Genomic DNA, 26,835 nt, shown 5'->3' with positions numbered 1-26,835 from the left:
TCGGCAAATCGTTGCGCAGATTCAGCAAAGCATGACAAGGCGCTCAATGGGGAGCGCCGCCTGCGAGAAGATACTGGTAGCCGCTGGTCGTCATCCATCGCGCGCGTGCAAGATGGGTTTCCCAAGACCGGAACGCCCGCTCCGGCTCCTGTTCTGGGTCAATGTGCAGGACGATCCTGGCTACCTCTCGCCAGTCGGCATCTTCCGCCGCCGCGTCAAGCAGGCGAATGTAGGTAAGTAGCCGCTCCTCATCATAGCCGGTCAGGATCGGGTCATTCGGCGCAGTGTCGGCGACATCAGGATCGAGCAGTGGCTTGAGCAAGCGATTTCCAATCCTCGAAGTCAATTTGTTGAGAATACTCCGTGGCTGAATACTCGACAAGGCATTGCACTCGCGGACATGGAAATACGCGAGGTATTTGCGCGCAATCTGAGGCGGTACCGAAAGGCGGCGGGGCTTTCGCAAGAAGAACTTGCCCATCGCGCGGACGTTGATCGCACCTATATCAGTGCATTGGAACGCAGCGTCTACGGCGCGACGATAGACGTTGTCGACAAGTTGGCAAACGTTCTCGGCATCGAGGCCGCAGATCTGCTCAGACGTCCTGCACCGATTGTTCAAAGATGATGAGGACGATTCTCGGATTGCGATCTTGATGGCCGCTGTGAACTGCGACTGCACTCCGCTGCAGCGTTCACAAGCAAAAGACGGCTCCCGCCCGGTTCGCGGGCGGGAGCTCGCGGCTTCTCAATCGCCGTTGCGGCGGCCGTTGGGCCGGGACCAGATGAGGCTGTGGCCTTCTCCGTCCTCATCGTCGAAGAGGTTGGCGTAGATCGGAGCGGTGAAGCTTGGATCGTCCAACTTCAGGCCAAGATAGTCGCGGCCCTCACTGGAGCGCTTGGCCCAGGCGGCGCCGATCTCGACCTGCGCTACGAAGACGCGATGGCTGGGGGCGCTGTCGCCGGAGCGGTTTGCCTCGGGCACGATGCGGACGTTTTTGGCCCGAAGCGAGAGGGTGACGATTTCGCCGCTGAACTCGTTGTTGCCGGTCTTTTTGAACGTTCCGATGGTCGCCATGAGCTTTCTCCTTGAACTCTGTTTCGAGCCCGCACCATTGCGGCCTCGACGGCGATCTGCGGGCCGGAGGCGATCGACGCCGCATCGCTTGCGACCGCAGCGTCAGCGGAGGATGGCAGCCAAGCGACTTTGTTGTTTCGCGAGGAATGACGGCGAAGCCGAAAGGGGAAGAAAGTCGATCGGCGCCATTGCGGCTTAGGCGATTGAGGCGAAGCCGACCTTCGGCCAGATCAGCCCATCGAAGAGGTCGTTTGGAGCGGCCGACCAGATAGAGGGATCAACGGAGGATTTCAGGCGAAACCATCGCACTGGCGAGAGCCCGGTTACCACGATCACCGCTGTCGATGCTTCCCCTGAGCAGGCTTCAGGGAACAGCAAGCTGGTGCTAGCTCCGCGCTTGACACGTGCATGCCGTGGCTCAGCTCCAGCTGACGTGCATCGCCGGATATTCGCCATCTTTGGAACGGGACGGCAGTCGTGGCGAACCCGAAGCGTGCGTCGCGCGATGTCGCGTCAGCGACAACGGAAGCAATGCACAGGCTGGTCAGAAACAGCATCGGATCCGCCTCGGTCCTTCGGTGCGTTCGCCCCGATCCACGCCCCGTCCGGTTGAACGGACGTCACCATCTCGCCTGTGATGCCGGCTGCGAAGCAGCTGAAACGCGGAAGGTAAGCGAGATAGCGTCGCGCACCTGCGCATGGACGTGGATTTGAATACCCCAACAGACGGGGGGCGCCGGGAGCGGAAAATCCGCCATCCCGAACCCACGCAATCCACCGAATTGGAAAGAAGCCGCCCGGCCCGACCGCGGCCGTGTCGTGCAACGGACAAAAAGATAGGAGAGCGGCGCTATGCGCCGCCTCCCTTGGGGCGGAAGTCGAGGACTGGGATGCCGAGCTTCTTGGCCTTGTCGGCAAGATTGTCCTGAATTCCAGTCCCGGGAAAGACGATGACGCCGATCGGCAGCACGTCCAGCATTGCGTCATTGCGCTTGAACGGGGCGGCCTTCCCATGCTTCGTCCAATCGGGGGCAAAGCCGATTTGCGGTACCTTACGATGGTCGGCCCAGCAGGAGGCGATCTTTTCGCCACCTTTCGGCGATTTCCCGTGCATCAAGACCATATCAGGATGCCTGGCGTGGACCTGGTCGAGCTTGGCCCAGATCAACTGGTGATCATTGAAGTCGAGACCGGCGGTGAAGGCGATTTTCGGGCCTGGTGGCAAAAGGACTTCCTGCGAGGCGCGTTTCTTGGCGCTGAGAAAATCGCGGCTGTCGACCACCGCAGAGGTCAGGTTGCGGTGGTTGACCATTGATCCGCTGCGCGGTCGCCAGCTCGATCCGGTGTGGCGCTCATAGTGCTCGGCGGCCTGATCGCGCATCAGTTCCAAGGCGTTCTGGCGTTCGATGAGAGTCTGTCCTTCGGCCGTCAGGCGTTCCAGCTCGACCGATTTCACTTCGCTGCCGTCCTGCTCACGCTGGCTGCGGCGCTGCGCCTGCTGGTTATGGTCAAGTTCACGCTCAATCCGATCTGCGGCGCGGTGAAAGACGTTGACGGTCGACCAAAGGAGATCGTCGAGGTCGGGCTCGAGGCGGGTATCTTGCAGGGTGGCGACGAACGCGTCGAAGATGTCTGCAATCGCGCCGGCGACGCGGTGGCCGTCCGGAAGCGGTCGGGGATCCGGCTCATTCGCGAAGGGCCGGTAGCCATAGAGCTGGAGTTCGGTGAGAGCGTGGTCGATCGGTGAAGACGCATGCTGCGGTTCGTAGTCGTCATGCTCGCTCATTTGGATGCTCCGTCGGTTGGACCGCGACCCTCGCGGCCTTCATGGCGACGAAAGCCGGCGGGCGGGACGGTCCTGCACCCGCAGCGAAGCGGAGGGCCGGAGCGTCAGCGGAGGAGGGCGCAGGCCGGCTATTTTGCTTCGCGATGGAAAGCGCTCCCTTGGGAGCGCGCCGGAAAATAGTCGGCCGAAGACATTGCGAGGCCGGGTCGTTTGCTGGCCGATCGCCCTCTTGAAGGCCGGAGGCGCGGTTTCTCTCCGATCTCAGGAGCACCCGAGCAATGCCACGACGCGGGGAGCTGCCGGTTCCGGGCTATGCCGCCACTGGCATAAATCGGGCGATGTCCTGCGGGGCGAGTTGGACCCGCGCGCGCGCTCGAAGATCAGTAATGCCGAACTTACAGAGATCTTCGTTGAAATCGCCAAATGCCGGCGAGAGCACGATCGCCTCGATCCCGGCAGCATTTGCTCTTTCGATCAAGACATCACGCGCGCCGTCACCGGCTGGATCGGGGTCATGGACAATGTAGAGCCGTCTGAGGGTGACGGGGAACAGGATGGCAGCAAGATGCGCGGCCGAGAGTGCTGCGGCCATGGCCATGTCGGGCAAGATACACCGAAGCGACAGGACCGTCTCGATGCCCTCGCCGGCCGCCATGACTTCGCCGGGCCGACCAAAGCGAACCGCATGCCCGAGAAGGTCGCCCATAGCGCGCCTCGGGGTATCTACTGGTGCCTTGCCCTTGCCGGAAGGGTCAATCCAGGTGCGATGTGCGCCGGTCAAATGACCGCAGACATCGGTGACGGAAGCGATCATCGCCGGCCAGGTCTCAGTCGGCGAGTGTTGGTCGGACCGATAATAGCAGTGGGGGTGAAAACGCAGGCATTCAGTCCCATGCAAAGCAGTAATACTGCGGTTGCGCAGATACGTCTCTACGACCGTGCCCGCAATCGGCCGCGACACCGCAAACAGCCGACGCGCTTTCTCCGACGTTTCCGACGGCGCGGCCACCAACTTCGACCGGGTTGATGTCTGCTCTGGTTCGGGATGCGGTAACCCGAGAAACGCTATTGCCTCATGGGCAACGTCCCTGAAGTCGCTCAAGCCGCGGCTTTCGCGGATGATATCGAGAAGATCGCCATGCTCCCCGGTCGCCGCGTCAGTCCACTTGCCGGCTGCGCCCTTTCCGCTCTGCGGGCCGACGAGCCGCACGAACATCGAGCGGCCCGGCGTGTTTCGGACATCGCCGACAAACCAGTAGCGGCCCTCGCGATGTCCGTTAGATAGATAGTGGCGACAAACCGCCTCGGCCTGCCGGCCCAAGCGTTGCGCCAGGTTGGACGCGTCGTGCCGGGGCATCATGCATCCTCCCGCGTCTCGATGCGGCGCACGGGATAGCGCTCCAGCAGCTTGCCCAGAATTGCGGGTCCGAGCGCCTGCGGCTCAGTGGGAGTGGCCGACCCTGCGCGAATCTCGACGGCAAGGCGCGCGATGCGTCCACTGGTGGTCTCGCGCACCATGAGGTGCGAGTGGGTCGTCACTTCAGCTATGAGGTCAGGTCGGTCCTCGATCCAGATGTCAGCTTTGACGCGGGCCTGGGACGTGGAGAACGCCACCTTCTTGAAGGCGAAGTCTCGCGAGGACAGAAGGGTAATTTTCTGAACGGTAGTCGCCATGGGGATGTACTCCGAGACGGGCAGTCGAGAGCCTCTCTCTCGATTTTCAAACCCGTCATGGAGATTCCGGCACTCCTCGTCCTCTTGTGCTTGCCAGCCAACCGAGGTTGTCGCGGGATAGCAACTCAGTCACGGCGTTCCTGTTTACAAACGCGGCTGCAACATACAAACGTGCAGCAGTGGCAATTAAGGACCACAGCGCGGCGATGAACGACGAGCGCGGCCGGTCGCCCCCATTGGAAGCATCTCCGTTCTTCATCACGCCTTCGGCGCTGTGGCGTGCGACACCGAGGGCATGCGGCTGAGTTCGATGGCGAACAGAGCGCTTTTTGCGACGGGTAATCGATTTGGACGTGGGTAGTCATCACGCGCGGCCTACCGCCAATCGTCGCCAGCAATGACGTTGCCAGCCAAGAAGCGAAGGAGATACTCCGCTGCCCTGCTCGCCTGAAAGGCGGCGCGGGGCGCGCGGGCGTTGCGACGCAATAGGCCCTGCCGGCAGTATCGATACTGAAACGATGGTCGAATCCCCTTAGGAGTGTGTCTGGCCGGACTGGAAGCAGAGGCCAGCCAAAGACTTGTTGGCGCAACCACTCCGATTGACAGGTCGAAGGCGCCCCTTCGCCGCAGCACCTCCGGCGGGCGGTTTTCGCAGCCGGTTTTTTGGAGAAGAGTCCTCCGGCAGGACCATGTCCAGAACGGCGAGACAGGACGGAGTGCTCAACGAGGTCCGCGAACAGCTCGGACCTAAGAACTGCTGAGGACTTCCTATTGAAAATCCCCGACCAATTCGACGAGACCACGCCACTGCGCGTCGAAATCGCTGCGCGAATTGCCTTTCCCGACGGCTCGATGAGCGCAGCAGGCCTACGCAAGGAACGTGACGCCGGTCGACTTGAAACGGAGCTAATCGCCGGAAAGGAATACGTGAGCTTGATGGCAATCGCGAGGATGAGGGAACTATGCCGCGGACGTCGAAAGGGCCACGCCTGGTATGGCGTGACGAAAGCTGGAAAAAAGATGGAACGCGCCGAAACAAAGCTGGATGGTTTATCCGCGATGGAACCAGCTTCATCAGCGCTGGCGGCGGCGAAAAAGGCCGTCCGGGAACTGAAGCTGAGAAGGCGCTCGCCGCCTACATCGGAAGCAAATACCACCGAGCGCGGGGAGCCGAGGACGTCTTAATTGCCGATGTGGTCAACCTCTACCTTAAAGAGGTTGCACCGAAGCACGCCACACCAGAAGAGACGGCGGCTCGGCTGGACAAGGTCCTTGATTTCTTCGGGGAAAAGACTCTCGCCGCCATCAATGGCAAACTCTGCCGCGAATACGTTGCGTCGCGCCCCACCGAAGCCGCGGCGCGCCGCCAACTCGAGGATCTTCGTGCCGCCATCAACTACTACCGCAAGGAGGGTTATACAACCGCCGCACCGACCATCATCCTGCCTGACAAGGCCGCCGCACGCGAACGCTGGTTGACCCGCAGTGAGGCGGCCGCACTGATCTGGGCCGCTTGGCGTATGAAGCAGACATGGAAGGGCCAAGAGAGTGGCCGGCGAACTGGACGACATCTCGCGCGCTTCATCCTCGTCGCGCTTTATACAGGAACGCGCTCGGCCGCAATCTGCGGTGCCGCCATGCGTCCAACCAAAGGGCGCGGTCATGTGGACCTAGACCGCGGTATCTTCTATCGCGGTGCCACCGGCGCTAGGAAGACCAAGAAGCGGCAACCCCCCGTACCCTTGCCGGAGCGGCTGCTGGCGCACCTCCGGCGCTGGGCGCGCACTGATCTCCACATCGAGACCAAATCGCGCGGCAAAAGTGCGAACATCGGTCGCAAGATATCGCAGGATTTTGTCGTGGAATGGAATGGAAAGCCGGTGCAGTCGATAGACAAGAGCTTCAAGACGGCGCGCGAAATCGCCGGCCTGAGGCCCGACGTCACTCCGCACGTGTTCCGCCACACCGCGGCGACTTGGTTGATGCAGGCCGGCACCGATATGTGGCAGGCTGCGGGCTTTCTTGGCATTACGGTGGATGTCCTGATCGAAACTTACGGTCATCATCATCCTAATTTCTTGGCAGACGCCGCCGAGAAGATCACGAAGAAGCCGGTTTTCTCCAAGTCGCCGCAAACCGTTCCCAGTATAACTCAAATCGCAAGACACGAACGCGGTGTGCTCATCCCACAGGTTTCCCACAGAGACGGCGAAAGGAAACGTGACCAGTCGTGAGCGAACGTGGCGAAGGAGCCCAAAAACATAGCGGCTTGCTGGTAAATCCACATCGTTCGGGACGATGGGATCGCACGTTCAAAACTGCCATCCGCACCCGCTAAAAGGTCTACTCCGGCTCCCGGGGCGCGTGCTCCCAGCCGTGCCGTGGATCGGTTTGCCGGGTCCCGAAAGCGACATTGAGTGTCGGAGGATTAGAGGCAAAGGTCGTGATGCTTGGCTTGACGGTGGCATGCGGATCCCCGATGTTATCCGAGCGCGTTTGACCTGCCGTCCATCAGAGAGGGCATCACGGCGAGTGATTTCGCCTTGCTGCTGAGCGCTGAACGGTGTGAGGTGCCCCGCTTCGGTGAGACCATCACGCTTCGGTTCCTGCCGGGATGCGCGCGCATCGCCGAGGCGTGAGAATTCGCTGAACCGTCTATCCTCGCCAAAGCTCAAGCTGTCGTCGGTCAAGGCCTGTCGATTTCATTTAGAGCGGTTCATTCAGCAGCTTGTTCGATCCGTCGTCCAGCGTGTACTCGTTTGTTCGAAGGTTCAGGATACAGTCGCAACTGGCTCACAATCTGATCTGGAGCCTCCAACAAGGTCAACTGCTGATCCTCCCGTTCGACCCACTGGAAGAATCATCGGGTGCGGGCGACTGGCGCTCCAGGCGGCTACTTGGGCGACCAAGGGAGGCATTCACTCACGACCGCCGCGGCGGGTTCTTCGACGAGCCGCTGGCGTGAACGCCATACCTTTCATGGACACATATTGTGAAAACGCGTGATAAGGTCGGCCTGCGCTAGACTCAAAAATGGCAGGGCACCAGAAGATGGCACGCCGAACGCGCAACGCAGTGCTTGGCTTCGCGGCGCTTGCCTTAAGCGCGTGCCAATCGGCTCCTGAAACGCCGCAACCCGCCACTCGCGAACGTGCGTCAGAACCTGGTATCATTCCTCCAGAACCTGCCTTGGTTCCTGCCGCTGTTCCTTCTGGCTCGGCAATCAATGACCAATCCGGAGTGGTCACTCCACCTGGCAAGGGCGTTCCACCGAAGTACGCTGCTTTTTCCGGACTATGGGCCGGTCGATTGGAGGGGATGTATGACGCCAAACTCGCTGTTCAAACGGTTCTTCCAATGGGAAGGTGACGGTCACCTATGCGTGGGGAAATCTGGGCGACAACTATCCGGGAGAGGCCGCCGGCGCTGGAAGAATTGTAGGGAGCACGTTGAAGCTTGAGCGCCTACCGAATGGCGCGGACGTCAGTTTTGTCATGGCCCCCGACGGAGCACTGGCCGGAACCGTTACGCTTGCCGGCCAGACCTACACGGGCGCGTTCCTCAAGCAATGATCAAAGACGCATCTGAAGGTTATGCAGAGGGCCAGACGACTGTTCCAATATGGCCGTCTACTCGGTTCCGTCCCGACTCTATTAAGGCGGCGAGATCATCACCTTCCGGGAGGAGCGAAGAGCACGGCCAGCCGATTTAGAGCTCAAGCCTTGTCGTTTAACGCATTTTGGCGCGATCCCTGGTGAAATTACTGCCACGAGCTCGGGTTGACCTGTCGTGTTGTTGCGATGTTTCATCGGATAGTTTGCGCCAGCGAGCAAGACGCTCAGGATGCAGCGTAACAGCAGCCAAAGCTGCTTGTACCGCTTAACCGGGTTCATTCTGCTCCATTCTTCTGAAACGTATCGAAGACAAGCCGCTTGCCTTCGCGCACGCTGTCTTCGAGCGACTTCGCCTTCGCCAGATGGGCCGCAATCGCGCTGGCCAGAATGCAACCCGTCCCGCGCATTGATCCGGCAAGGCGCGGTGCGTCGAAGCGGATTGGTTCTTGATCGGAATGCAACAGAATATCGGTTGATCGAGGTCCTGATGCGTGGCCTCCCTTGATCAGCAAGGCCTGAGGGCCGGCGGCCAGCAGTCTTTGTCCCTGTAGGAGCGCACCGTCCTCATCCATTGCCAGTTCTGAGCCAATAAGGAGCGCCAATTCAGGAAGGTTAGGCGTGACAAGGCAGCAAAGCGGCATCAGATCGTGCTTCATGACAGCGATAGCGTCTGCTTCTAGGAGCGCCCGGCCTGAGGTGGAGGCCAGCACAGGGTCGAATACTGCCGGCACTTGCGGGCATTTGCGCAGCACAGTGGCAACGGCAACAATGATATCGGCACTCGCCAACATGCCGATCTTGATTGCCGCCACTTCGTTGGCCTGCAGCGCGACGCGCATCTGATCGGCCACCAGGCTTGGTGGCGAACGATGAATTTCCATCACGGCGTCGTGCGTTTGCACCGTTAGCGCTGTCACGGCCAGACAGGTGCGTACGCCAATGGAAGCGATCGTTTCGATATCGCGTGCTATTCCAGCACCCCCGCTGGAATCTGATCCGCCAACGACAAGCACATGCGGTTCTCGTCTCATCGCCATCGGTCCGTCTTTTCGATCCATTCTCGCGTGCGTGCTTCGGGATCGGAGCTCAACGTGATGTCGGTGACCACTGCGGCGCTGTTGGCGCCGGCTTCAAAGACGCCGTCGAGGCGGTCAAGGTTGAGGCCGCCGATAGTGACTAATGGGATCGGCGCCACCCGACGGTTCCACTCGCCGATCCGCTCTAGTCCTTGCGGCGCCCACTTCATCTTCTTCAAGATGGTGGGATAGATCGGACCGAGCGCAACATAGTCGGGCTCGGCAAACATGGCCGTTTCCAGCTCGACATGATCATGCGTGCTCAACCCGAGCCTGACACCGGCTGACCGTATCCTGGAGAGGTCGGCGGTTTGCAGATTCTCCTGGCCGAGATGCACGAAGTCGCAACCCTCCTCGATTGCCAGGCGCCAATGATCGTTGACGATGAGCTGGCTTTTGTGTTGGGCACACAAGGCCTTCGACTTCCGGATCTCGGCGCGCAACCCGGTCTCATTCATGCTTTTGATGCGAAGCTGAACCAGCTTGACGCCGAGCGGCGCCAACCTTTCGATCCAGGCGGCGCTGTCGACGATCAGGTAGAAGGGATCGAGCTTCATGAAAAAACCGCCCTGCCGAATGTCGGCGTCGACGGCACCGCGACCTCGCGCGGTTCGAGCATTCCGGAACGAAAGGCTTCACGGCCGGCTTCGACCGCCTTGCCGAATGCGCGCGCCATGCCGACCGGATCGCCCGCCTTGGCGACTGCGGTATTCAGGAGCACGGCGTCAAAGCCGAGTTCCATGACCGTTGCCGCGTGCGATGGGCGCCCGAGGCCTGCATCCACAATCAGTGGGACTTCGGGGAAATGACTGCGCATCGAGCACAGCGCCGTTATGTTGATCGGTCCGAGGGCGGAACCGATCGGTGCGCACCACGGCATTAGGACCTTGCAGCCCGCCTCCAGCAGCCGCTCGGCGACGACAAGGTCGTCGGTCGTATAGGGGAACACCGAAAAGCCGTCCTCGCACAGGATGCGGGCGGCTTCGACCAGGCCGAACACATCAGGTTGCAGAGTGTCGTCGTTGCCGATCACCTCGAGTTTGATCCAGGTCGTCCCGAACACCTCACGCGCCATTTTCGCGGTTGTGACCGCTTCCTTGACCGAGTGGCAGCCGGCCGTGTTGGGCAGGATTCTTGTGCCATGCGAGCGGATCAGCGACCAGAATTTTTCGCCAGCCCTGCCGCCCGCCATCTCACGCCGCAGGGACACGGTCACCACCGACGTGCCCGATGCCTGGACCGCATCGGCAAGGATGGCGGGCGAAGGATATTGTGCCGTGCCGAGAAGCAGGCGGGAAGGAAGCGTCGTCCCGAGAAAGTCGAACATGCTCTAACCTCCCTGCATAGGCGACAAGATTTCGATTCGGTCGCCGTCGCTTAAACGGAATTCTGCCCGGTTGGCTTTGTGCACGAGGTCGCTGTTGACGGCGGTGGCGAGCCAGTCGCCCTCATAGTCGAGCGCGGCAAGCAGCTCAGCCAGCGTGGTGGCGGCAACCTCATGCGCCTCGCCGTTGACCATCAGTTTCATGAGCAAGCTCCTTGGTTCTGACCTGATTAAAAAACAGTTCGGCCGCCTGGCGGGCCATGGCTGGGGCGAGCAGAAAGCCATGGCGATAGAGGCCGTTGATCGCGACGGTGTTTCCGCTTGTTTCGATGCGCGGCAGGTTGTCTGGAAAGGCCGGACGAACGCCGACACCAGCCTCAACGATCTCGGCCTCGCCGAATGCCGGATGGAGCGCGCAGGCGGCGCTGAGCAACTCCATCATCGAACGCGCCGTGACCGGTTCTGTGGACTGGCTTTCGATCATCGTCGCGCCAACCATGAAACGGTGATCGGTACGCGGTACCACGTAGAGCGGAAAGCGCGGATGAAGCAGCCGGACCGGGCGTGACAGCGAAATGTCCGGCGTGCGCAGGATCAGCATCTCGCCGCGAACGCCGCGCAGCCCGTCGTCTTCTGCCGCCATCCCCGTGCAATCGATCTGACGATCGAAGCCGGAAATGTGCCGGGCATCGGCGCCGAAGCGGAATTCGACACCCATGGCTGCAAGCTTGTCATGAAGTGCTGCCATCGCCTGACGCGGGTCGAGATGAGCCTCATCGGGGAAGAGCAATCCGCGCCGGAAGCGGCCGACGAGGTCGGGTTCCAGGAGCGCAATTTCGTCTTCATCGACACGCCGATGCCCTGACGTGCGACTGGCGAACCGGTCAAGCTCACCGGCATCACGCGGCGCGGCCACGACCAGTGTTCCGGCCCGTGTCACCTGACCCGGCAGTACCGCATCCCACCAGTCGGCGGCGTCACGTCCGAGATCCAGCACCGGCTGCTCCGCGCTTTCACACTCGCACCATGGCGCCAGCATGCCGCCGGCGAACCACGACGCATTGCCGCCGAGGGCATGTCTTGTCTCGGCGACTGTGACCGTCGCGCCGCGGACGGCGAGTTCGAAGGCCGCGGTGAGGCCGGCGACGCCGGCCCCTTTTACCAGCATCCTCATGGTCGCTCGTGCGCCTCCGGCACGAGCGGTGCGCCGGTCTCGTCAGCTGGCATGTAGAGATCGCCGCCTTCACGGTATTTCGCCGCCATCGCCGCCATGCCTTCTTTCTGTGCCTCGGCGCGGATGTCGTGGGAGATACGCATGGAGCAGAATTTCGGCCCGCACATCGAGCAGAAATGCGCCACCTTATGCGCTTCCTTGGGCAAGGTCTGGTCGTGGAAGGACCGCGCGGTTTCGGGATCGAGCGACAGGTTGAACTGGTCTTCCCAGCGAAACTCGAAGCGCGCGCGGGAAAGGGCATCATCTCTGGCTTTCGCTGCCGGATGGCCCTTCGCCAGGTCGGCGGCATGCGCCGCGATCTTGTAGGTGATCACGCCGGTCTTGACGTCGTTGCGATCGGGAAGGCCGAGATGCTCCTTCGGCGTGACGTAGCAGAGCATGGCCGTGCCGAACCAGCCGATCATGGCGGCGCCGATGCCTGAGGTGATGTGGTCGTAGCCCGGCGCAATGTCGGTGGTCAGCGGTCCAAGCGTATAGAACGGCGCCTCGCCGCAGACAGCGAGCTGCTTGTCCATGTTCTGTTTGATCTTGTGCATCGGCACGTGGCCGGGCCCCTCGATCATCACCTGGCAATCCTTGGCCCAGGCGATCTGCGTCAGCTCGCCCAGCGTTTCCAGTTCGGCGAATTGCGCCGCATCATTGGCATCGGCGATGGAGCCCGGACGAAGCCCGTCACCGAGCGAGAAGGACACGTCATAGGCCCGGCAGATGTCGCATATCTCCGCGAAATGCTCGTAAAGAAAGCTCTCCCTGTGATGGTGCAGGCACCATTTGGCCATGATCGAGCCACCGCGCGAGACGATGCCCGTGACCCGGTCAACAGTCATCGGAATATAGTGGAGCCGCACGCCGGCGTGGATGGTGAAATAGTCGACGCCTTGTTCGGCCTGTTCGATCAGCGTGTCTCGATAGACCTCCCAGCTCAGATCCTCGGCGATGCCGCCCACCTTCTCCAGCGCCTGATAGAGCGGCACCGTGCCGATCGGCACCGGCGCATTGCGCACGATCCATTCGCGGATGTTGTGGATGTTGCGACCGGTCGACAGGTCCATCACCGTGTCGGCGCCCCAGCGGATCGCCCACACCATCTTTTCCACTTCCTCGGCCATCGAGGAGGTGACCGCTGAATTGCCGATATTGGCGTTGATCTTGACCAGGAAATTGCGGCCGATGATCATCGGCTCGCTCTCGGGATGATTAATGTTGGCGGGAATGATTGCCCGTCCGCGCGCCACCTCGTCCCGCACGAACTCCGGCGTTACGAAATCGGGGATGGCCGCGCCGAAGGCTTCGCCGTCGCGCTGCAGCTTGCCGCGCGACATCTGACGGCCGAGGTTCTCGCGGATGGCGACGAACTCCATCTCGGGGGTGATGATGCCGGCGCGCGCATAGCCAAGCTGGGTCACCGCCTTGCGTGCCTTGGCCCTGAGTGGCCGGTTGCGAATGGGAAATTCCGGTGTCAGGCGCTCGCCCGCCGCAACTCCATTGTCTTCCGGCCGGACATGGCGGCCGTCATAGGCTTCAACGTCGCCGCGTGCTGCAATCCATTCATGGCGAAGCCGGGCTAGGCCTTTTTCGATGCTGGTTTCGACAGTCGGGTCGGTATATGGGCCGGACGGATCGTAGACGGTGACGGGCGGCTCGCCGGCCGTCGGATGGACGGAGATTTCGCGCATCGGCACCCTGATCTGCGGGTGGATGGCACCGGGCTTGTGGATTTTCCGTGAGGCAGGCAACGGTCCCGTCGAGACGGCGGGAGTGAGGGCATTCATCTTGAGGCTCCTTTGCTCGTTGCATTGGAGACCCAGTTCTGTGCCGGAAGGATGAAAAGACGCTTCTGTCGACCTGCCGAAACAGGACCTCGGGCGTAAACTCCCGCAAAGCGCTTGCACCGTCCCTACGCCAGTATGAACTGGATCAGGTTCAACGGGTCACTGCGCCGCGAAAGCCAGCAGTATCTCAGCCCCTTGCCGGGACTCCCCTGGTGAATGCGTGAGGTTGGACGGGACGGCTCCGGTTTGTCAAGCGCGTTCTGGCCGCGGCTGATCGGCGGCCGGTCAGACCGTGCGGAAAAAATCGTGCATGTCTCGGCGACAAGTCAAGCCTCGGAGATGAAGGCAGGGACAAGGGAATCCCAAACCGTCGGACTAAAAATCGATCCTGATGATCACACCTTCAATGGGCACCAAAGGTTTGCGCGTAGATCGCCTCGATTCTTCCTGCCTCGTCACTGGTCAGCGTGGCGAATTCCTTTTCGCGCGCGCGGTTCGATAGATGTCCATCATTCTGGTGAAGAAAACGGAAGAGCAGATCGGTCAACCGCTCGGGCATGTCAATAAAGGCGTCCACCTGCTGCCGGAACTGATCGTAGCGCTGCAGAAATGCGGTTTCCTCGGGAAGGTCCCGTTCGATCGTCCGCTGAACGCAGGCATAGAGGAATTCGGCGTGCGGGGTTGCATCGAAGAACCGGTAGAAATCACCGGTGTCATTCAGCACCCGGACGTTGAATTGCGGCGTCGGTTCCCATTCCACCAACGGCAGAAGGCGCTGCGAATAGCTCTCGAGCACGCCCCTGTACTCGTTGATCTGGTCCAGGATCGCGGCCGAGACGGGAAAGACCACTCCCGGCGGATTGAAGCCGCGCATGGCAAGGACGTGGTGGATTAGGTAGCGGTGAATGCGGCCGTTTCCGTCCTCGAACGGGTGAATGTAGACAAAGCCGAAGGCGAGGATTGCGGCGGCTACGACTGCATCAAGGTTTTGCGCGGGGCCCTGATCGAACGCCGCCATTCCATCGATTAGCCGCGGCAGGTCCTCGGGCCGAGCGCTGATGTGATCGGGCAAGGGCGTGCCGTTGTCTCGGTCATGCTCACCGACGAAACCTCCTTCTTTTCGGAAGCCAAGTCTTACGAAACGGGCGTCGCCAAGTACAATTCTTTGCAGACGCAGCAGCTCATCGCGATCGATCGGCCAGCGGCCGGCTTCGCCGATGGCGCGGCCCCAGCGCTGGATGCGATCTTGCGGCGGGTGCTCGCCCTCGATCGCATAGCTTGATCGCGAGTCTTTGAGCAAAAGAAAGGCGGCGGTCCGAGCAAGAAGGTCGCGCGGCACGTCCGCTACGATTGCCTCCGCGCGCCGCGGTAGTTCAAGGCCGATGAATTTTTCGAGAATCTTGGTGCGGAACACCAGAGGGCAGAACTCACGCGTGCCGGGGAGATTGTCCCTTACGCGGTAGCGCGAAGCGGTCTTGTCGGGTCCGGGCCACTGCAGCTCGGGATCGACAACCGGAATGTATCGTCCGGCCGCCGCGTCCGGCAGATCGATACGGGCGCCCCTCAGCCATTCATATAAAAACCAGATGCGGCGGGCATAACTGCCGGTCGGGCTTTCACGGACCAGCGCCTCGATCGGCGCGGGACCGGTCACTTGGAACAGCCGCTTGAGGACGGCAAGGTCCAGTCCCTCGTACTTGAGCGCAAAGGTCAGGTGGCCTTCGAGGGTAGGATTTGGGGCGTGGCGGGGGGTCATGATCCGCCAGCCATCCCGTTCGGTAATGCGATGATGCTCGCCCGTGGCGAACAACCTACGGGGCAAGGGCACGGCGAGCCTGTAGGCTCCGACCAGGGCGCTGTACCCGGCCGGGGTCGCCGTTTCAGGAAGGCGGATTTCCTGAAAAACGGTAACAGGACCTGAAAATTGGTGCTCTTGCACCGCAGGCATGAAAAGCGAATCCTTTCATCGAATTTTGGTCCAGTTGGGCCAACACCTATGAAAAATGATCCTATTCCATGAAAATTGATGCCACAAGACAAATTTTTCGAAAACCGATTCTAAACGGTGCTGGAGTCATGAAGCAAGAACTCCGCCACCGGCTAAAGGAAGCGACTTCAGACAAAAAGGTGAGTCCAGGAACCGCCATTCGCCCGTCTCTTAGTCACGAGGCCGGCACGGATGGCCCGCCTTACGTCGAGCCGGATTGCTCGAGGAGAACCGCGCCGTTCGGGGCTCACTCATAGAGCGCTCCGGCGCGCGATCCCGATTTGATAGCCGCGATCACGCTCGCGGCTGATCTTGGTGACGTGGCGGCGTCGGAGTAGAAAACTGATGCAGGATCTCGGTGGCGTCGTGTGTGTGTGACCTGAAGTGAGTTCTCTGCGGTATGGGGGACGGCACGCAGCGCGCGCGTCTTCTCGGCAAACAGATCGACGAAGCGGCACCGAAGGGAAGTTCCTGGCATTCATTCTCGCCATCGCTGCCCCAATTTGCCGACCGGACTGCCGATCGATCTCGCCCAATACTTTGCGCGCGCAAGGGCCGAAGCTGAACTGGGTGGCACCTGCTCATTCGGGAGCTAACTCATGCTTGGCGCGCTAGCCCGAGAGAGCTGTGCCTGATCGAATGCGTGAAATCGTAGCTCGGGGTGGAGAGGCTGACACGGTCATCTGTCACCCGCCTTCGGGCTGTAACGGAAAGCGCGACATCGTCTCCAATGCTCGTTCCCCACGTCGAGGGCCCAGCGGCTTGGCTGCGGGGGGACTGTCAGCTAGGCTGGGCCTTGACGACCAGCGAGCGTAAGAGGAGGCCATGCGCTGGCTGACGAAAACTTGCGAGCAAAGCCACGGAAAAGCATCATTCGAACGAACTCTTTCGTCGAGACGAGGAGGGCAGTGAGGCGGTAGCCGCCGCTTTGAAGCTCTCCGGCAGCTGCTACGCTGGTCGTTCAGAGGGTCGCAGCTGCGCTTGCGCCGTCATATCAGATAAGTCTAATATAATCCGCGCCTAGCCATCGAACGCCGCGGCGGGCAAGGGCGTGGAAGAATTCTGGCAGGGCGCAATCAAGGCCGGGATGAAGAATCTCACCCTGAAGGCGCTGGAAGTGGAAGGGAGCGGGAATCTCGCCTACGAAGTTGGCGCATTTACGCTCAGTGTGCCGAGCAAAGGCGGTGCCCCTTCCACCGTTGCGGGCAAGTACATTGTCGTTTGGAAAAAAGGGGGCGACGGGACATGGCGCCTGCATCGGGACATCTGGAACTTAGGTGCGGCCCAATAGATTCCGCGATCCGTGAGGCCGGCGCGGCTTGCAACAGTTCCAACGAAAGTCCATGGCAATAGTTGATGGACTGAATTGATTAACAAAATTGAACAGACTTGATGGGTCTGCTCATCGAGTCGGCTCTGGATCTATCGCGCTACCGATCAGGGAGGCGGTAAGATTCGAGCTCAGCAGAACGGCTGACCACCACTTGCCGGGACTAGAGTGTTCTCCGGCTCGGCGCGCCGCTGAGGACTCTTGTTCATTTGGTCATGCGCAATCCGTGGTTCTCCAAGAACCCGTCCATCTCGTCAAATGCCATCTGAGCCGAGACAACTAACTATCATTGGGCAAGTAGCGGCTCAACGCTCCAGAAGAAAGCAGCCCCCCTATGCTCGTTCAACATTCGAGATCGCATCGGGCAAGTCTTTCCACGTCCGGGTACGCCATGCTGCTTCGACCGCCCCTTTTTTCTTGCGGATTTAGGATTCGAGCTTTTCGGTTGTTCCGATCATCCATTTGGGAAACGACCGATGCCGGCAAGCAAGGTTTTATGGGGCCAGATCCTCACCGCCTTTCTGATCGTCGTCGCGACAACATGGGGAGCAACACAGTGGACGGCAGGGCGGCTCGGCTTTCAAAGCCAACTCGGTCCGCCGTGGTTCGAATTGGCTGGACACCCCGTTTATCCGCCGCCAGCCTTTTTCTGGTGGTGGTTTTTCTACGACGCCTACGCGCCGAACGTCTTCCTGGAGGGCGCGGCGATTGCGGCGAGCGGAAGCCTCATGGCTATCGTCGCAGCGATCGGGACGTCGCTGTGGCGGGCGCGCGAGGCAAAGGATACCACGACTTACGGCTCGGCGCGCTGGGCGACGCGAGACGAAATCAAGGCCGCTGGGATGATCGGTCAGGATGGGGTGATCCTGGGTATGTTGGGCCGACACTATCTGCGCCACGACGGTCCGGAACACGTGCTATGTTTCGCACCGACCCGAAGCGGCAAAGGCGTCGGCCTGGTCGTGCCGTCACTACTGACCTGGCCGGGTTCGGCAATCGTCCACGACATCAAAGGCGAAAACTGGGAACTGACGGCCGGATGGCGGGCCCGTTTCGGCCAGGTGCTTCTGTTCGACCCGACCAATGCTGGATCCGCAGCCTACAATCCTCTGCTGGAGGTGCGACGGGGCGAGTGGGAAGTTCGAGATGTGCAGAACGTGGCGGATGTCCTGGTCGACCCAGAAGGCACATTGGAACGCCGCAACCACTGGGAGAAGACCAGCCATGCGTTGCTGGTCGGCGCAATACTGCACGTGCTCTATGCGGAGAAAGACAAGACCCTCGCAGGCGTGGCGAACTTCCTTTCCGATCCAGAGCGGCCAATCGAGGCAACGCTGCGCGCCATGATGCTGACGCGGCATTTGGGTGATGCAGGCCCGCATCCCGTCGTGGCGTCGGCTGCTCGGGAACTGCTTAACAAGTCCGAGAACGAGCGTTCCGGCGTGCTCTCGACGGCCATGAGTTTTCTGGGCCTCTACCGCGATCCAGTTGTGGCCAAGGTGACGTCATGCTGTGACTGGCGGATCGCAGACCTTGTCGAGGAGGCACGGCCGACGACGCTCTATCTGGTCGTGCCGCCATCGGACATCAGTCGCACAAAGCCGCTGATGCGACTCGTGCTTAACCAGATCGGCCGCAGGCTCACCGAAGATCTTCACGCGAAGGATCACCGGCAGCGTCTTTTGATGCTGCTGGACGAGTTTCCCGCGCTCGGCAGGCTCGATTTCTTCGAAAGCGTGCTGGCCTTCATGGCCGGGTATGGCATCAAGTCGTTCCTGATTGCACAATCGCTCAATCAGATCGAGAAGGCCTACGGACCGAACAATTCCATCCTCGACAATTGTCATGTGCGGGTGAGCTTCGCCACGAATGACGAGAGGACGGCCAAGCGCGTCTCAGACTCTCTGGGGACCGCGACCGAGTTGCGCGCCATGAAAAACTATGCGGGGCACAGATTGTCGCCCTGGCTCGGGCATCTGATGGTCTCGCGGCAGGAAACGGCGCGTGCACTAATGACGCCGGGCGAGATCATGCAGCTGCCCCCGACCGAGGCGATCATTATGATCTCGGGCCAGTTCCCAATCCGTGCGACGAAGGCACGCTACTTTGCCGACCCGCGTCTTGCCGAGCGTGTCTTGCCGCCGCCAAGGACCGGAGGGACAATGCAGAACGCTCGCTCTGAGGACTGGACCGACACGACACTTCTTGCTGAGCCGGAAGGCAAATCTCGCAAGCTGAGGCTTGCCAGGGATCAGCAGGACGAGGATCCGGCCAATGGCGGCATTCGCCGCCAGCCCGAGCTTCCCGAACACGAAGACATCGCGCCGGAACGAACGCCACGCTGCGACGATGAGTTCGACCTCGACAGGGACGAGCCCGATGATGACGCCGTTCGTCGCCGCAGTGTCGATCAAGCCATGAGACGCGCAGCTCGTCAGGCCGCCCTTGACCCCAATGATGGCATTGAGCTTTGAGCGCATGAAGAACGCCAAGAAAAGACGTCTGTCTGCCTATCTCGACCCTGACGTAATGAGGGCACTGGCAGATTACGCTGGGCGGCGCGAGGTCTCGCTGTCACTGGTCGCCGAGGCTGCGCTCGCGTCGTTCCTGTCGCCGGACGCCGAAGAACGAAAGCAAGCGGCGATCACTCGCCGCCTCGACCAGATCGATCGACGCGTGCAGCGGGTCGAGCGTGACGTCGGAATTGCTATTGAGACGCTAGCATTGTTCGTCCGGTTTTGGCTCAACTCGACTCCAGCCTTGCCGGAATCGGCGCAAGCGGAGGCGCGCGCCAAGGGCTTGCAGCGCTACGACAATTTCGTCGATGCGCTCGGTCGCCGGCTCAGCAAAGGACCAAGGCTCAGGCAGGAGATAGCCGACGATGTTCCGCCAGCGCCGCCGGCAACTGGATGAGCTGCCGGCAAGACAGGCGCTTCAAAAGCCCAACCCCGGTGCCCGATTGCGGAGCTATTTTGCGCAGCTGATACCCATCAGATCACCTTTCATCGGAGCGGCGGACCTCGGCATTCGTCTCCACAGTCGATCTCGGCTAGCAGTGTGCCTTGCCGGATTGGAGTTCTTTCGACCGCGCATGCTTGGTTGAATTCGAGCCTCGCCGCCCCGAGGAACAGGTTCTTGCCCGCGCCGTACCAAAGATTGATAACCACTTTGAAACTGCCCGGTGGCACGGTATCGCTGCCGAACCGGACATCAGGTCTTTCCTTGGCGCAATAACTTTGAAACAAATCCTGCTGGCAGGCGTTCCAGCATAGCGGGCGGGTTTCCGGAGGACCCAATGCCCGACGAATACAATGACATCGTCATCCCCCAAGACCACGACGCATTGCCACTTCGGGAGGAGGAGTATTTCGTCGTCTGCCCGGCGTGCGGCCAGGCGTTCGACATCAGGTGTATGGCAGAGGCGCTTCATCACAACGAGCTGGGCCATCAGCCCTACGACCTCGACTCGTAGTCGCCGGCGTTGCCGTCGGGTCAGCTTACAACGAATCCCTGTCGCGAGGGCGTAGCTTTGCCGGCACGCTGTGTCGTGACAGACACCTTGCAGGCTTTCAGCGACGACTTGATTGCCGTTGCGGTTGTTGTCGATGTGGCCGTGGCTGTCACCGACCGGTTGTTAACCCAGGGGAGGGCGCTTACTCCACCGCAACCATGTCGTCCAGTTCCGTCGCGACGCACCGAAGCAGACTTTTTGCGGGCATCGGTGGCGGGACGAACATGTGATCTCCATAATGGATACGAGCCGGCGCCCATCGCGTCTGACCGGCGACCAAGCGCTCGCTGCAGAGAAAAGTTCCCGTCGAGCGGGATGCCGGGTTGCCTTCACACGGGATGTGCTGGTCGTCTCCTTCCACAGCGCACACGTGCCACGCGTCCTGGACGGGCGCGCCGGCTGTTGCCGAGAGCGACGATCGCGAATGCGAAGATCTGACTTGCTTCACCGGTAATCCGAAAGCGCCAGGAACGCGCTACGCTGGGCGCCTGCCCTAGCGTCGAGCTCCCATTTATCCGTTCGTCCGCTCCATATCCGACTGGACAGCGCGGCACCCTTGGGCTGTTCAAAGGCGCTTGCATCTTCCCCGCGCCGACACCGGCTGTTGTCTCGCCGGAGCGTTAACCCGTTGAAGCCCGGCGGGGCTTTCTCAGCCTAGTGATCGCCGACTTGTCGACAGTAATCACCCCGCCGCAGTCAATGCGCACAGTGAGTTTGTTCCCTCCGCAATCGATGCGGGTGACGTCCCCAACAAGAACCACTCGGTCGCCGGCCCGGACTTTCGGTGGCGGATCAATCGTATAAGGATGGTCATACGAAGGAATGCTCACCCTGGCGCGCCCGCTGGGGAGAATCGCGATGACGATACCTGCTAGCGCAACCTCATCGCCGACCTCAAATTCACCAGGCATGTTAACGTGCAGCATGGTGTTCCTCCCGATGCTTTCCTAATTCACGCTTTGCTAAATTAATGCCCGGCCAACCAGGTTGGTTGCTTGCAATCGACTTCGTACGGTTCCGCACAATTCCAAGCTGGGGTATGCACTCCCAGTTGGCCTCGGATCGGCCTTTGTGTGCGTCAAATTCTGCAGAAATGGTTTAACATTTCAGCGATGACCTTGGCGCGCTTGCCCAACCACGTGTTAGCGGAGCGACGGACTTCCTCTCGGTCCGGCGATGGCCATAAAGGGTGCGTGGAGCGGAGGAACGCCGACGCCGGAAATAGGTATCGCGTGCTGTTCCCAAAGTGACGGCTCCCTCGGAGCGGAAGTTGAACACAGGCCCGCCGTTAGGTCCGGCTTCCAAACGTCATAGAAGCCGCTCGACGGCTTTACCTGCCACGCTGGTTATTGGAGCCGAATAGTCAATGCGGGTGTCGTGCGCCTAAGCGCAAGTCAAATTCGTTTTCAGGCTCGGGATATTCAAGGCCAGCGGCGCTATCATCCGGTAATATTCAGCCAGGCCATATGTTGTTCGCTATCGTTGCACATGGGAGGCTCCGATCGGGGGACATTTCAATCACAATGGCAACCGGACAGACGCTGGAAGCGCCGGGCCTGAAAGGCTAGAACGATGACACAAGCTTTGCCCTTCTTCGCGCCAGGCTTCGAGCTTTTTGGCGAGCGATCCTGAGCTCGGGCAGCGTTGGCTGCCACCAGCCTCGTTGCCGTTCCGCTAACTCGGCAGCACGCCGAGCGGGCCATGTTCTAATCAATTCAGCCAACGTCGCCGGACGCCATCTGCCCCAGACATGGTCGACGTCCGCCTCGATCAAATGCGGATAGAACGCTGCTAATTCCGAGGCGTCTACGAGTTCACCCGAAATGTCGGTGAAGACGACGATGCCGTATTGCTCCGTCGCCACCGTAAGGCCAAGCCGGGGTAAATCGTCAGCAGGCAATGGATAGCGACGTCGCCTGCGTTCGGCATACCGCAATCTAGCGGCTTTATATTCCTCGGAGTCTTTGGACGCTTCCCGTCGCCGTTTCCTCTCGTCCGGTTCTGCGCGGCCTGCGGCCCTTTCGATGCAGGCCAATGGCGCCTCAACTCCTCGTATGAGCGGAAAGGCACCCTCCAGGCCCGCAGTTCGTCGTCCCAGCTCGCCCAGGAACGGCTCGCAGTTCCTCGAGGACCGTCCGCGAATATGGCGTGCGGATGCGCAGGTCGTCCGCGATTTCCAGATACCGGCTCGACAGGGGATCGAAGGCGAAAGCATCCCGTCCCTTCCTGTCATCATGTGCTCCTCGTAGATCCGCCTCTTGCGCAAGCCAGCGGCTGGATCCGCCGCGCTGCAGTCTTTCCCGGCACGAACCAGCTTCTGCGCTCGTCGCCCCACCTGGCGCGCGGGAATGTCTGTCGAAACCGCTCAACCGCCGCTCGATCGTACGGAAAGCGCGCTTCGGCACCAGGAGCTGTCTGCGGTGCAGCAGGGGCGTCAGATTTTTCCATCAGATTGCGAAGCACAGCACTGCTCGCAAAGAACGCGGTGCAGGTCATTTGGGTCCAAGACCACCAGAACGTATGTTCTGCCCGCAAGGGGAAGCCAATGAGGCGATCGGTGAACTGCTCAACGCGCCAGCGTGGAGAAACCTTCGCCGCGCCGGACCGTTTATTCTGCTCCAGGAGAGGTCCATTCATGCCCAGACGAGATGCAAAAAACCCAGCGGCCAGACAGCCAACGAGCCCTCGTTCGCGTCCCTTGAAAGGTGAGGAGACGGAAGTGAACCACATCGTCGAAACGCAAAGTATATCGCCAGTCCAGGCGCGGGAGCTTGTGCGGCGCCACGGAAACGATTGGCGTAAGATCGATGAAGCCGCCAAATCTTACAAGGACGACAGCTGATGCCGCCATGTCCAGAACTCTGATTGTCATTGGTTTGATCATAGTTGCCATCGGCCTATTGTGGCCCTGGTTGTCGCGGGTCGGTCTGGGCAAATTGCCCGCTGACATCGTGATCCAACGTGAGAACTTCACGTTTTATGCTCCGATCGGCACCGGGATTCTGATCAGCATCGTGCTCTCGTTTGTTCTGTGGCTACTCAACCGATAGCGAGGACGGCGAGCCCGCGTCGCCGGAGGAAAAGAACGACGCGGGCCGATCGGAGCTATCCGATTTGGCAGCAAAAATATGAGGGAAAGAGTTTGCTGCGTGGGCAGAACTTTCCCTGCGCGCCGGTGTTCCATCGCGTGAGGAAAAAAACCCGCCGCACAGTTTGATGCGGCGGGGCCGATCAAGCGCTGTTGCAGGGCGGGGGCTCGGGGTCGGGCATGCCCGGTGCGCGCGGATCAAGGAAACTTTAGATGCATCAGTTGCAATGCGTCCACCAACCGACGGTTGGAGAACACGAAGTTTGAGTCCGAGAGCTTTGCCGGGAACTCAGCCTTGGCGCGGCACGTTGCTAAGTCGTTGCCTTCGCAAAGGATGCATGCAATGGCGAAAGACATACTCGCGAGGAAGAGCAACGCGGCGCCGAAAAAGTCCTCATCTGGGGCGCTGCAATCGCCCTTGTCCTTTTTGTGGCGCTGCTGGCCATATCCCTCATCGGGACGTCCTGATCTGTTTCGACTGCAGGATTGGACCAGCGGGCGCGAGGTCTTGGCGAGCGTAGAGGGATGCCGGGCTGCTGCACCCCATAAGCCGCTCCCTTCCGCCGTTTTGTCGTCTCGATCGCAAGTCGAGCAGCAACGCGCTCAATTCAGAAAAACTAATTGCGCGAGTCACAACCTGCAGCAAAACTGTCCCAATCCGACCCGATCGGCTGTCCTTCGCCGGGAGACGAAAAGCCACAAGCGGACGCTACAGGCCTAACTTCTCCCGGAGTACATCAATGCGTTTAGAAGCTTCCGCCTTGCTGAGGCCGTCAGCATAGGCGTCAGGGTCGTCGGCCTGTTCGGCCAGAGTTTTCAAATAGGAGGCTTGTGCGGGAGTCATTGGGTCATCTCCGCTGACCCAATCTTCCGGGTTCTTTTCGACATTTGCCGATGTCTCGATTTTTGGGTTGTGCCGGTCGGCCATGATCAATCTCCCTTGATGATCACCACAATGAGAAATGATCATGATTTGTTCCGCCACTTTGGTAGGCTTTCTCACACCGTTTGCACTGGCCCGGTCTGCGGATCGAATGGAACCAGCGAAGGCCGTGTCCGAGCGGCGCTTTTGCTTCGACTGCGTTGCCGTAGAAAAGCTGCTCTGTCGTCATATTTTTTAATTAATACAGCTACTTCAACAGTCGCAATGGAATCACGTGAGAGCTGTTGCAACTGGCCGCTCCGCCGCCTATTGTGTATTGCAACAGCTCGGAGCTAAATGCAGGGTAACTGTTGAATTGGCTGATTTTGTTGAATTAAATAACGATCAGCGTCGGGAAAAAGTCAATTCCGACCAACGCTTCATTGCGCTCAAGGAGGCCCAAAGGAAGGCGAAGAGCTTTCGGGGATCCCTCGTCTGGCACACCGTGAACGGCATTGACCACTTGATGCGAAGCTACTACGACGCCGCTGGCGTGCGACACCAAAAGGCAGAGGGTCGGCGCTCGCCGGCGAGCGAAGCTGTCAAGGCGGATTGGGAAACAGCTCGCGCGTCCGCCCAAGAAACGCTCTCTGCGCGACAGGAGCAGATGGAGCGCCAATCTGCTGTCAATCGCGCGCTCCGACTTGGACGTGTTCCCCTGATCGCCGCAAGAATTATCAGGGCAATAGATAACGCCGGTCTTCTCGGGGAAGGCATTCGTATTGCCGGCACGAATGCGATCTACGCCTATGAGGCGGCGGCCGGAGTGTTCGTGGATCCCGGAATCACATCGACCCAAGATATCGATCTCCTCATGGACTCGCGCCAGTCCCTCCGGATCATGTCTGGCGCCAACGTCGAACATGGAGCGCTCATCAACCTTTTGCGCAAGGTCGATCGGTCTTTCGAGCGTTCATCCGCCACGTTCCGCGCGGTGAACCGCGACGGATACCTCGTGGATCTGATCAAACCGCTTGCAAACCCGGCGTGGAAGCCGAGCCGGGAAACTGTCGGGAAGGCCGACGACGAATTGGTGCCCGCCGAGATCGCCGGCCTGGCATGGTTGGAAAATGCCCCTGCTTTCGAAGCAATCGCCATCGATGAAAAAGGCGGACCGTTGCGGCTCGTGGTTCCCGATCCGCGTATTTTTGCCGCTCACAAATTCTGGGTCTCAAAACGAGCTGATCGCGAGCCAATCAAGCGCCGTCGCGACCTGGCCCAAGCGCAAGTGGTTGCCTGGCTGACGACGCAATATCTCGAGCATCTCCCCTACAAAGCAAGCGAGCTTCGGGTCCTACCAAGGGCCGTTTTCGATGAAGCCCATCATTTATTCGCGCGACCAGCGTCGCGGCCGTGAATGTCTGAGCTACATGTTGGCCGGCTGGATTGGCCCTCAACTTCCAACCGATCGAAGACGCGGCCCAGCAGCGCCAGATCGAAGGGACGAAAGACGCCAGCTTGCTCTGCTTTGGGACCAATTGGCATGACACCCCTTGATGCAGGCCCAGCCGACAGAATCGAAACTGATTGGGCGCTATTACAGGGTTCAAGCTGGAGACAGCCGATGATCTTAGAGTCTCGTGCTCATGCCGGTTCGATATCCGTTTGGGAGAAGTCTTTGCCGATGAAAAGCAGCGGTTCGTCTGCACGCTTTGCCAAAGCATAGGAGAGGCAATCGGCAAAATTCAGCGCCGCCGGGTGGTGGCCCTTGCCGTAGGTCAGCCAACCCTGGGTCGCCAGATCAACCAAGTCGACAGGAATGTCGGCCTCGATTTTGCGCAGCCAAAGATCGATCTCGGCCAGTTCGCCGCGCCTGCTGACCAGCACCATGCGTGCCTCGAGCACGCAGGTTGCCGGGACGAGACGGATTGGGTCGGAGACCAGCGCTCGTTCCAGCCTTGTTGCCTCAGGCTCGCTCCGAAGGATCGCTACAACGGCTGAGGTATCGATCACCATCAGTTAGGGGTTCCATGCTCGTCATACCCGATGATCTCCTCGTCGCTGCGACTATCCAGTTCAGGTAATCGCGCCACTCTTTCTCGGATGGCGCGCAATTCAGCCAGCAGACGCTCCTGCGCGGTCTCTCCAAAGCCCAAGCGATGCAAGCGCTCGCTAAGGGCCTGATGAATGGCTGCTGTCTTGCTGATAGCCTGGCGGCGTGCGAGTTCATCGGCGAGAGCAACGGTGGCCGGATTTTTGATGTTCAGGGACACGAGAAACTCCAAAATCTACCTTTCAGGCAATTTCCACCATAGCCCACTAGGCTCTTCAACATACATCCTGCCTTGCCTATACCCGTACTGGATTGACCACGACAGTCGCCTGGCCGGCGCCTGCCGAGCCGCTGATCCTCCGTTGGGATGCCAACCCTGAATGTCGGGCGGTCGATGACACTGGTCATGGGTCTCGATCGGCGAAAGCGATCCGTGTTGGTCGATG

Annotated in this window: 25 protein-coding genes, 1 pseudogene and 1 riboswitch; of the genes and pseudogenes, 9 read left to right on the top strand and 17 right to left on the bottom strand. The window is 60.4% G+C overall.

The features are described 5' to 3' along the window. Positions 1-43: 43 nt before the first annotated feature. Positions 44-322 carry a DNA -binding domain-containing protein gene (locus tag NKG95_RS07245; protein ID WP_352547661.1) on the bottom strand — a complete coding sequence of 93 codons (279 nt, stop codon included), beginning with the start codon at positions 320-322 and terminating at the stop codon, positions 44-46. 78 nt (positions 323-400) lie between these two features. Between NKG95_RS07245 and NKG95_RS07240 the strand changes: the two genes are divergently transcribed. Beyond that, entirely contained in the window at positions 401-628 is a 228-nt protein-coding gene (locus tag NKG95_RS07240; RefSeq protein ID WP_352547663.1) for a helix-turn-helix domain-containing protein, read from the top strand. 120 nt (positions 629-748) lie between these two features. On the opposite strand, the gene NKG95_RS07235 is transcribed toward NKG95_RS07240, so the two are convergent. From NKG95_RS07235 to NKG95_RS07220, 4 genes are all read right to left on the bottom strand, one after another. Next, complete coding sequence (locus NKG95_RS07235) at positions 749-1,078, bottom strand: DUF736 domain-containing protein (RefSeq protein WP_352547664.1); 330 nt, start codon at positions 1,076-1,078, stop codon at positions 749-751. An 850-nt stretch (positions 1,079-1,928) separates the two neighbouring features. After that, the gene (locus NKG95_RS07230) at positions 1,929-2,864 is read right to left on the bottom strand and encodes a DUF2493 domain-containing protein (RefSeq protein WP_353040315.1); all 936 of its coding nucleotides are present in this window, start codon (positions 2,862-2,864) and stop codon (positions 1,929-1,931) included. A 310-nt stretch (positions 2,865-3,174) separates the two neighbouring features. Beyond that, the gene (locus NKG95_RS07225; protein ID WP_353040383.1) at positions 3,175-4,221 is read right to left on the bottom strand and encodes a DUF7146 domain-containing protein; all 1,047 of its coding nucleotides are present in this window, start codon (positions 4,219-4,221) and stop codon (positions 3,175-3,177) included. Continuing rightward, positions 4,221-4,538 (bottom strand): hypothetical protein, encoded by a 318-nt coding sequence (locus NKG95_RS07220; protein WP_353040314.1) that lies wholly within the window; start codon positions 4,536-4,538, stop codon positions 4,221-4,223. Before NKG95_RS07220 ends, NKG95_RS07225 begins: the two co-directional genes overlap by 1 nt. Positions 4,539-5,500: 962 nt before the next feature. On the opposite strand from NKG95_RS07220, the gene NKG95_RS07215 reads away from it, so the two are divergent. Both NKG95_RS07215 and NKG95_RS07210 read left to right on the top strand, forming a co-directional pair. Then, positions 5,501-6,772, top strand: coding sequence for a tyrosine-type recombinase/integrase (locus tag NKG95_RS07215; protein WP_353019400.1), 1,272 nt, complete (start codon positions 5,501-5,503; stop codon positions 6,770-6,772). A 1,131-nt stretch (positions 6,773-7,903) separates the two neighbouring features. Beyond that, positions 7,904-8,110 carry a hypothetical protein gene (locus tag NKG95_RS07210; RefSeq protein ID WP_353040313.1) on the top strand — a complete coding sequence of 69 codons (207 nt, stop codon included), beginning with the start codon at positions 7,904-7,906 and terminating at the stop codon, positions 8,108-8,110. A gap of 317 nt (positions 8,111-8,427) precedes the next feature. On the opposite strand, the gene NKG95_RS07200 is transcribed toward NKG95_RS07210, so the two are convergent. The 7 genes from NKG95_RS07200 to NKG95_RS07170 all read right to left on the bottom strand — a co-directional run bounded on the left by NKG95_RS07200 (position 8,428) and on the right by NKG95_RS07170 (position 15,506). Further along, positions 8,428-9,189, bottom strand: a complete 762-nt coding sequence (locus NKG95_RS07200) for a hydroxymethylpyrimidine/phosphomethylpyrimidine kinase (RefSeq protein ID WP_353040382.1) — start codon at positions 9,187-9,189, stop codon at positions 8,428-8,430. Continuing rightward, on the bottom strand, positions 9,180-9,785 hold the full coding sequence (locus tag NKG95_RS07195; RefSeq protein WP_353040312.1) for a thiamine phosphate synthase: 606 nt from the start codon (positions 9,783-9,785) through the stop codon (positions 9,180-9,182). Before NKG95_RS07195 ends, NKG95_RS07200 begins: the two co-directional genes overlap by 10 nt. Continuing rightward, complete coding sequence (locus NKG95_RS07190) at positions 9,782-10,555, bottom strand: thiazole synthase (protein WP_352547675.1); 774 nt, start codon at positions 10,553-10,555, stop codon at positions 9,782-9,784. Before NKG95_RS07190 ends, NKG95_RS07195 begins: the two co-directional genes overlap by 4 nt. Before the next feature lie 3 nt (positions 10,556-10,558). Continuing rightward, positions 10,559-10,756, bottom strand: a complete 198-nt coding sequence (gene thiS / locus NKG95_RS07185; protein ID WP_126104944.1) for a sulfur carrier protein ThiS — start codon at positions 10,754-10,756, stop codon at positions 10,559-10,561. Then, complete coding sequence (gene thiO / locus NKG95_RS07180; RefSeq protein ID WP_353040311.1) at positions 10,725-11,726, bottom strand: glycine oxidase ThiO; 1,002 nt, start codon at positions 11,724-11,726, stop codon at positions 10,725-10,727. Before thiO ends, thiS begins: the two co-directional genes overlap by 32 nt. Further along, positions 11,723-13,558: a phosphomethylpyrimidine synthase ThiC gene (thiC, locus tag NKG95_RS07175; RefSeq protein ID WP_353040310.1), complete on the bottom strand. Its 1,836-nt coding sequence runs from the start codon at positions 13,556-13,558 to the stop codon at positions 11,723-11,725. The genes thiO and thiC overlap by 4 nt, the downstream gene beginning before the upstream one ends. Positions 13,559-13,662: 104 nt before the next feature. After that, positions 13,663-13,779, bottom strand: a riboswitch (TPP riboswitch). 182 nt (positions 13,780-13,961) lie between these two features. Next, positions 13,962-15,506 carry a Fic family protein gene (locus tag NKG95_RS07170; RefSeq protein ID WP_352547681.1) on the bottom strand — a complete coding sequence of 515 codons (1,545 nt, stop codon included), beginning with the start codon at positions 15,504-15,506 and terminating at the stop codon, positions 13,962-13,964. Positions 15,507-16,596: 1,090 nt separating this feature from the next. Between NKG95_RS07170 and NKG95_RS07165 the strand changes: the two genes are divergently transcribed. The 4 genes from NKG95_RS07165 to NKG95_RS07150 all read left to right on the top strand — a co-directional run bounded on the left by NKG95_RS07165 (position 16,597) and on the right by NKG95_RS07150 (position 20,347). Then, a complete protein-coding gene (locus NKG95_RS07165; RefSeq protein ID WP_353040309.1) occupies positions 16,597-16,836 on the top strand; it encodes a YybH family protein in 240 nt (79 codons plus the stop codon). Positions 16,837-17,351: 515 nt separating this feature from the next. Then, the gene (locus NKG95_RS07160) at positions 17,352-19,349 is read left to right on the top strand and encodes a conjugal transfer protein TraG (RefSeq protein ID WP_353040308.1); all 1,998 of its coding nucleotides are present in this window, start codon (positions 17,352-17,354) and stop codon (positions 19,347-19,349) included. Positions 19,350-19,353: 4 nt separating this feature from the next. Continuing rightward, complete coding sequence (locus tag NKG95_RS07155) at positions 19,354-19,788, top strand: CopG family transcriptional regulator (protein ID WP_352494341.1); 435 nt, start codon at positions 19,354-19,356, stop codon at positions 19,786-19,788. A gap of 382 nt (positions 19,789-20,170) precedes the next feature. Further along, positions 20,171-20,347, top strand: a complete 177-nt coding sequence (locus NKG95_RS07150; RefSeq protein ID WP_352479403.1) for a hypothetical protein — start codon at positions 20,171-20,173, stop codon at positions 20,345-20,347. 659 nt (positions 20,348-21,006) lie between these two features. Here the strand turns inward: NKG95_RS07150 and NKG95_RS07145 are convergent. Together NKG95_RS07145 and NKG95_RS07140 are read right to left on the bottom strand one after the other, a co-directional pair. Next, positions 21,007-21,312, bottom strand: coding sequence for a hypothetical protein (locus tag NKG95_RS07145; protein ID WP_352494340.1), 306 nt, complete (start codon positions 21,310-21,312; stop codon positions 21,007-21,009). A 638-nt stretch (positions 21,313-21,950) separates the two neighbouring features. Further along, positions 21,951-22,834: pseudogene (locus NKG95_RS07140) on the bottom strand (hypothetical protein). A 359-nt stretch (positions 22,835-23,193) separates the two neighbouring features. On the opposite strand from NKG95_RS07140, the gene NKG95_RS07135 reads away from it, so the two are divergent. Continuing rightward, entirely contained in the window at positions 23,194-23,436 is a 243-nt protein-coding gene (locus NKG95_RS07135; protein ID WP_353040307.1) for a DUF2905 domain-containing protein, read from the top strand. Positions 23,437-24,183: 747 nt separating this feature from the next. Here the strand turns inward: NKG95_RS07135 and NKG95_RS07130 are convergent. Next, the gene (locus tag NKG95_RS07130; RefSeq protein ID WP_352846195.1) at positions 24,184-24,444 is read right to left on the bottom strand and encodes a DUF3072 domain-containing protein; all 261 of its coding nucleotides are present in this window, start codon (positions 24,442-24,444) and stop codon (positions 24,184-24,186) included. A gap of 268 nt (positions 24,445-24,712) precedes the next feature. Between NKG95_RS07130 and NKG95_RS07125 the strand changes: the two genes are divergently transcribed. After that, positions 24,713-25,753 carry a GSU2403 family nucleotidyltransferase fold protein gene (locus tag NKG95_RS07125; protein WP_352589134.1) on the top strand — a complete coding sequence of 347 codons (1,041 nt, stop codon included), beginning with the start codon at positions 24,713-24,715 and terminating at the stop codon, positions 25,751-25,753. A 227-nt stretch (positions 25,754-25,980) separates the two neighbouring features. Here NKG95_RS07125 and NKG95_RS07120 read toward each other — a convergent pair whose 3' ends face one another. Then, complete coding sequence (locus NKG95_RS07120; RefSeq protein WP_353040306.1) at positions 25,981-26,352, bottom strand: type II toxin-antitoxin system VapC family toxin; 372 nt, start codon at positions 26,350-26,352, stop codon at positions 25,981-25,983. Continuing rightward, positions 26,352-26,609, bottom strand: coding sequence for a type II toxin-antitoxin system VapB family antitoxin (locus NKG95_RS07115; protein ID WP_353040305.1), 258 nt, complete (start codon positions 26,607-26,609; stop codon positions 26,352-26,354). Before NKG95_RS07115 ends, NKG95_RS07120 begins: the two co-directional genes overlap by 1 nt. Positions 26,610-26,835: the final 226 nt, after the last annotated feature.

Source organism: Mesorhizobium sp. M1423, assembly GCF_040317575.1.
In the GTDB taxonomy this organism is placed as follows: Bacteria; Pseudomonadota; Alphaproteobacteria; order Rhizobiales; family Rhizobiaceae; genus Mesorhizobium.
This window is presented reverse-complemented; position numbering and strand designations above follow the sequence as displayed.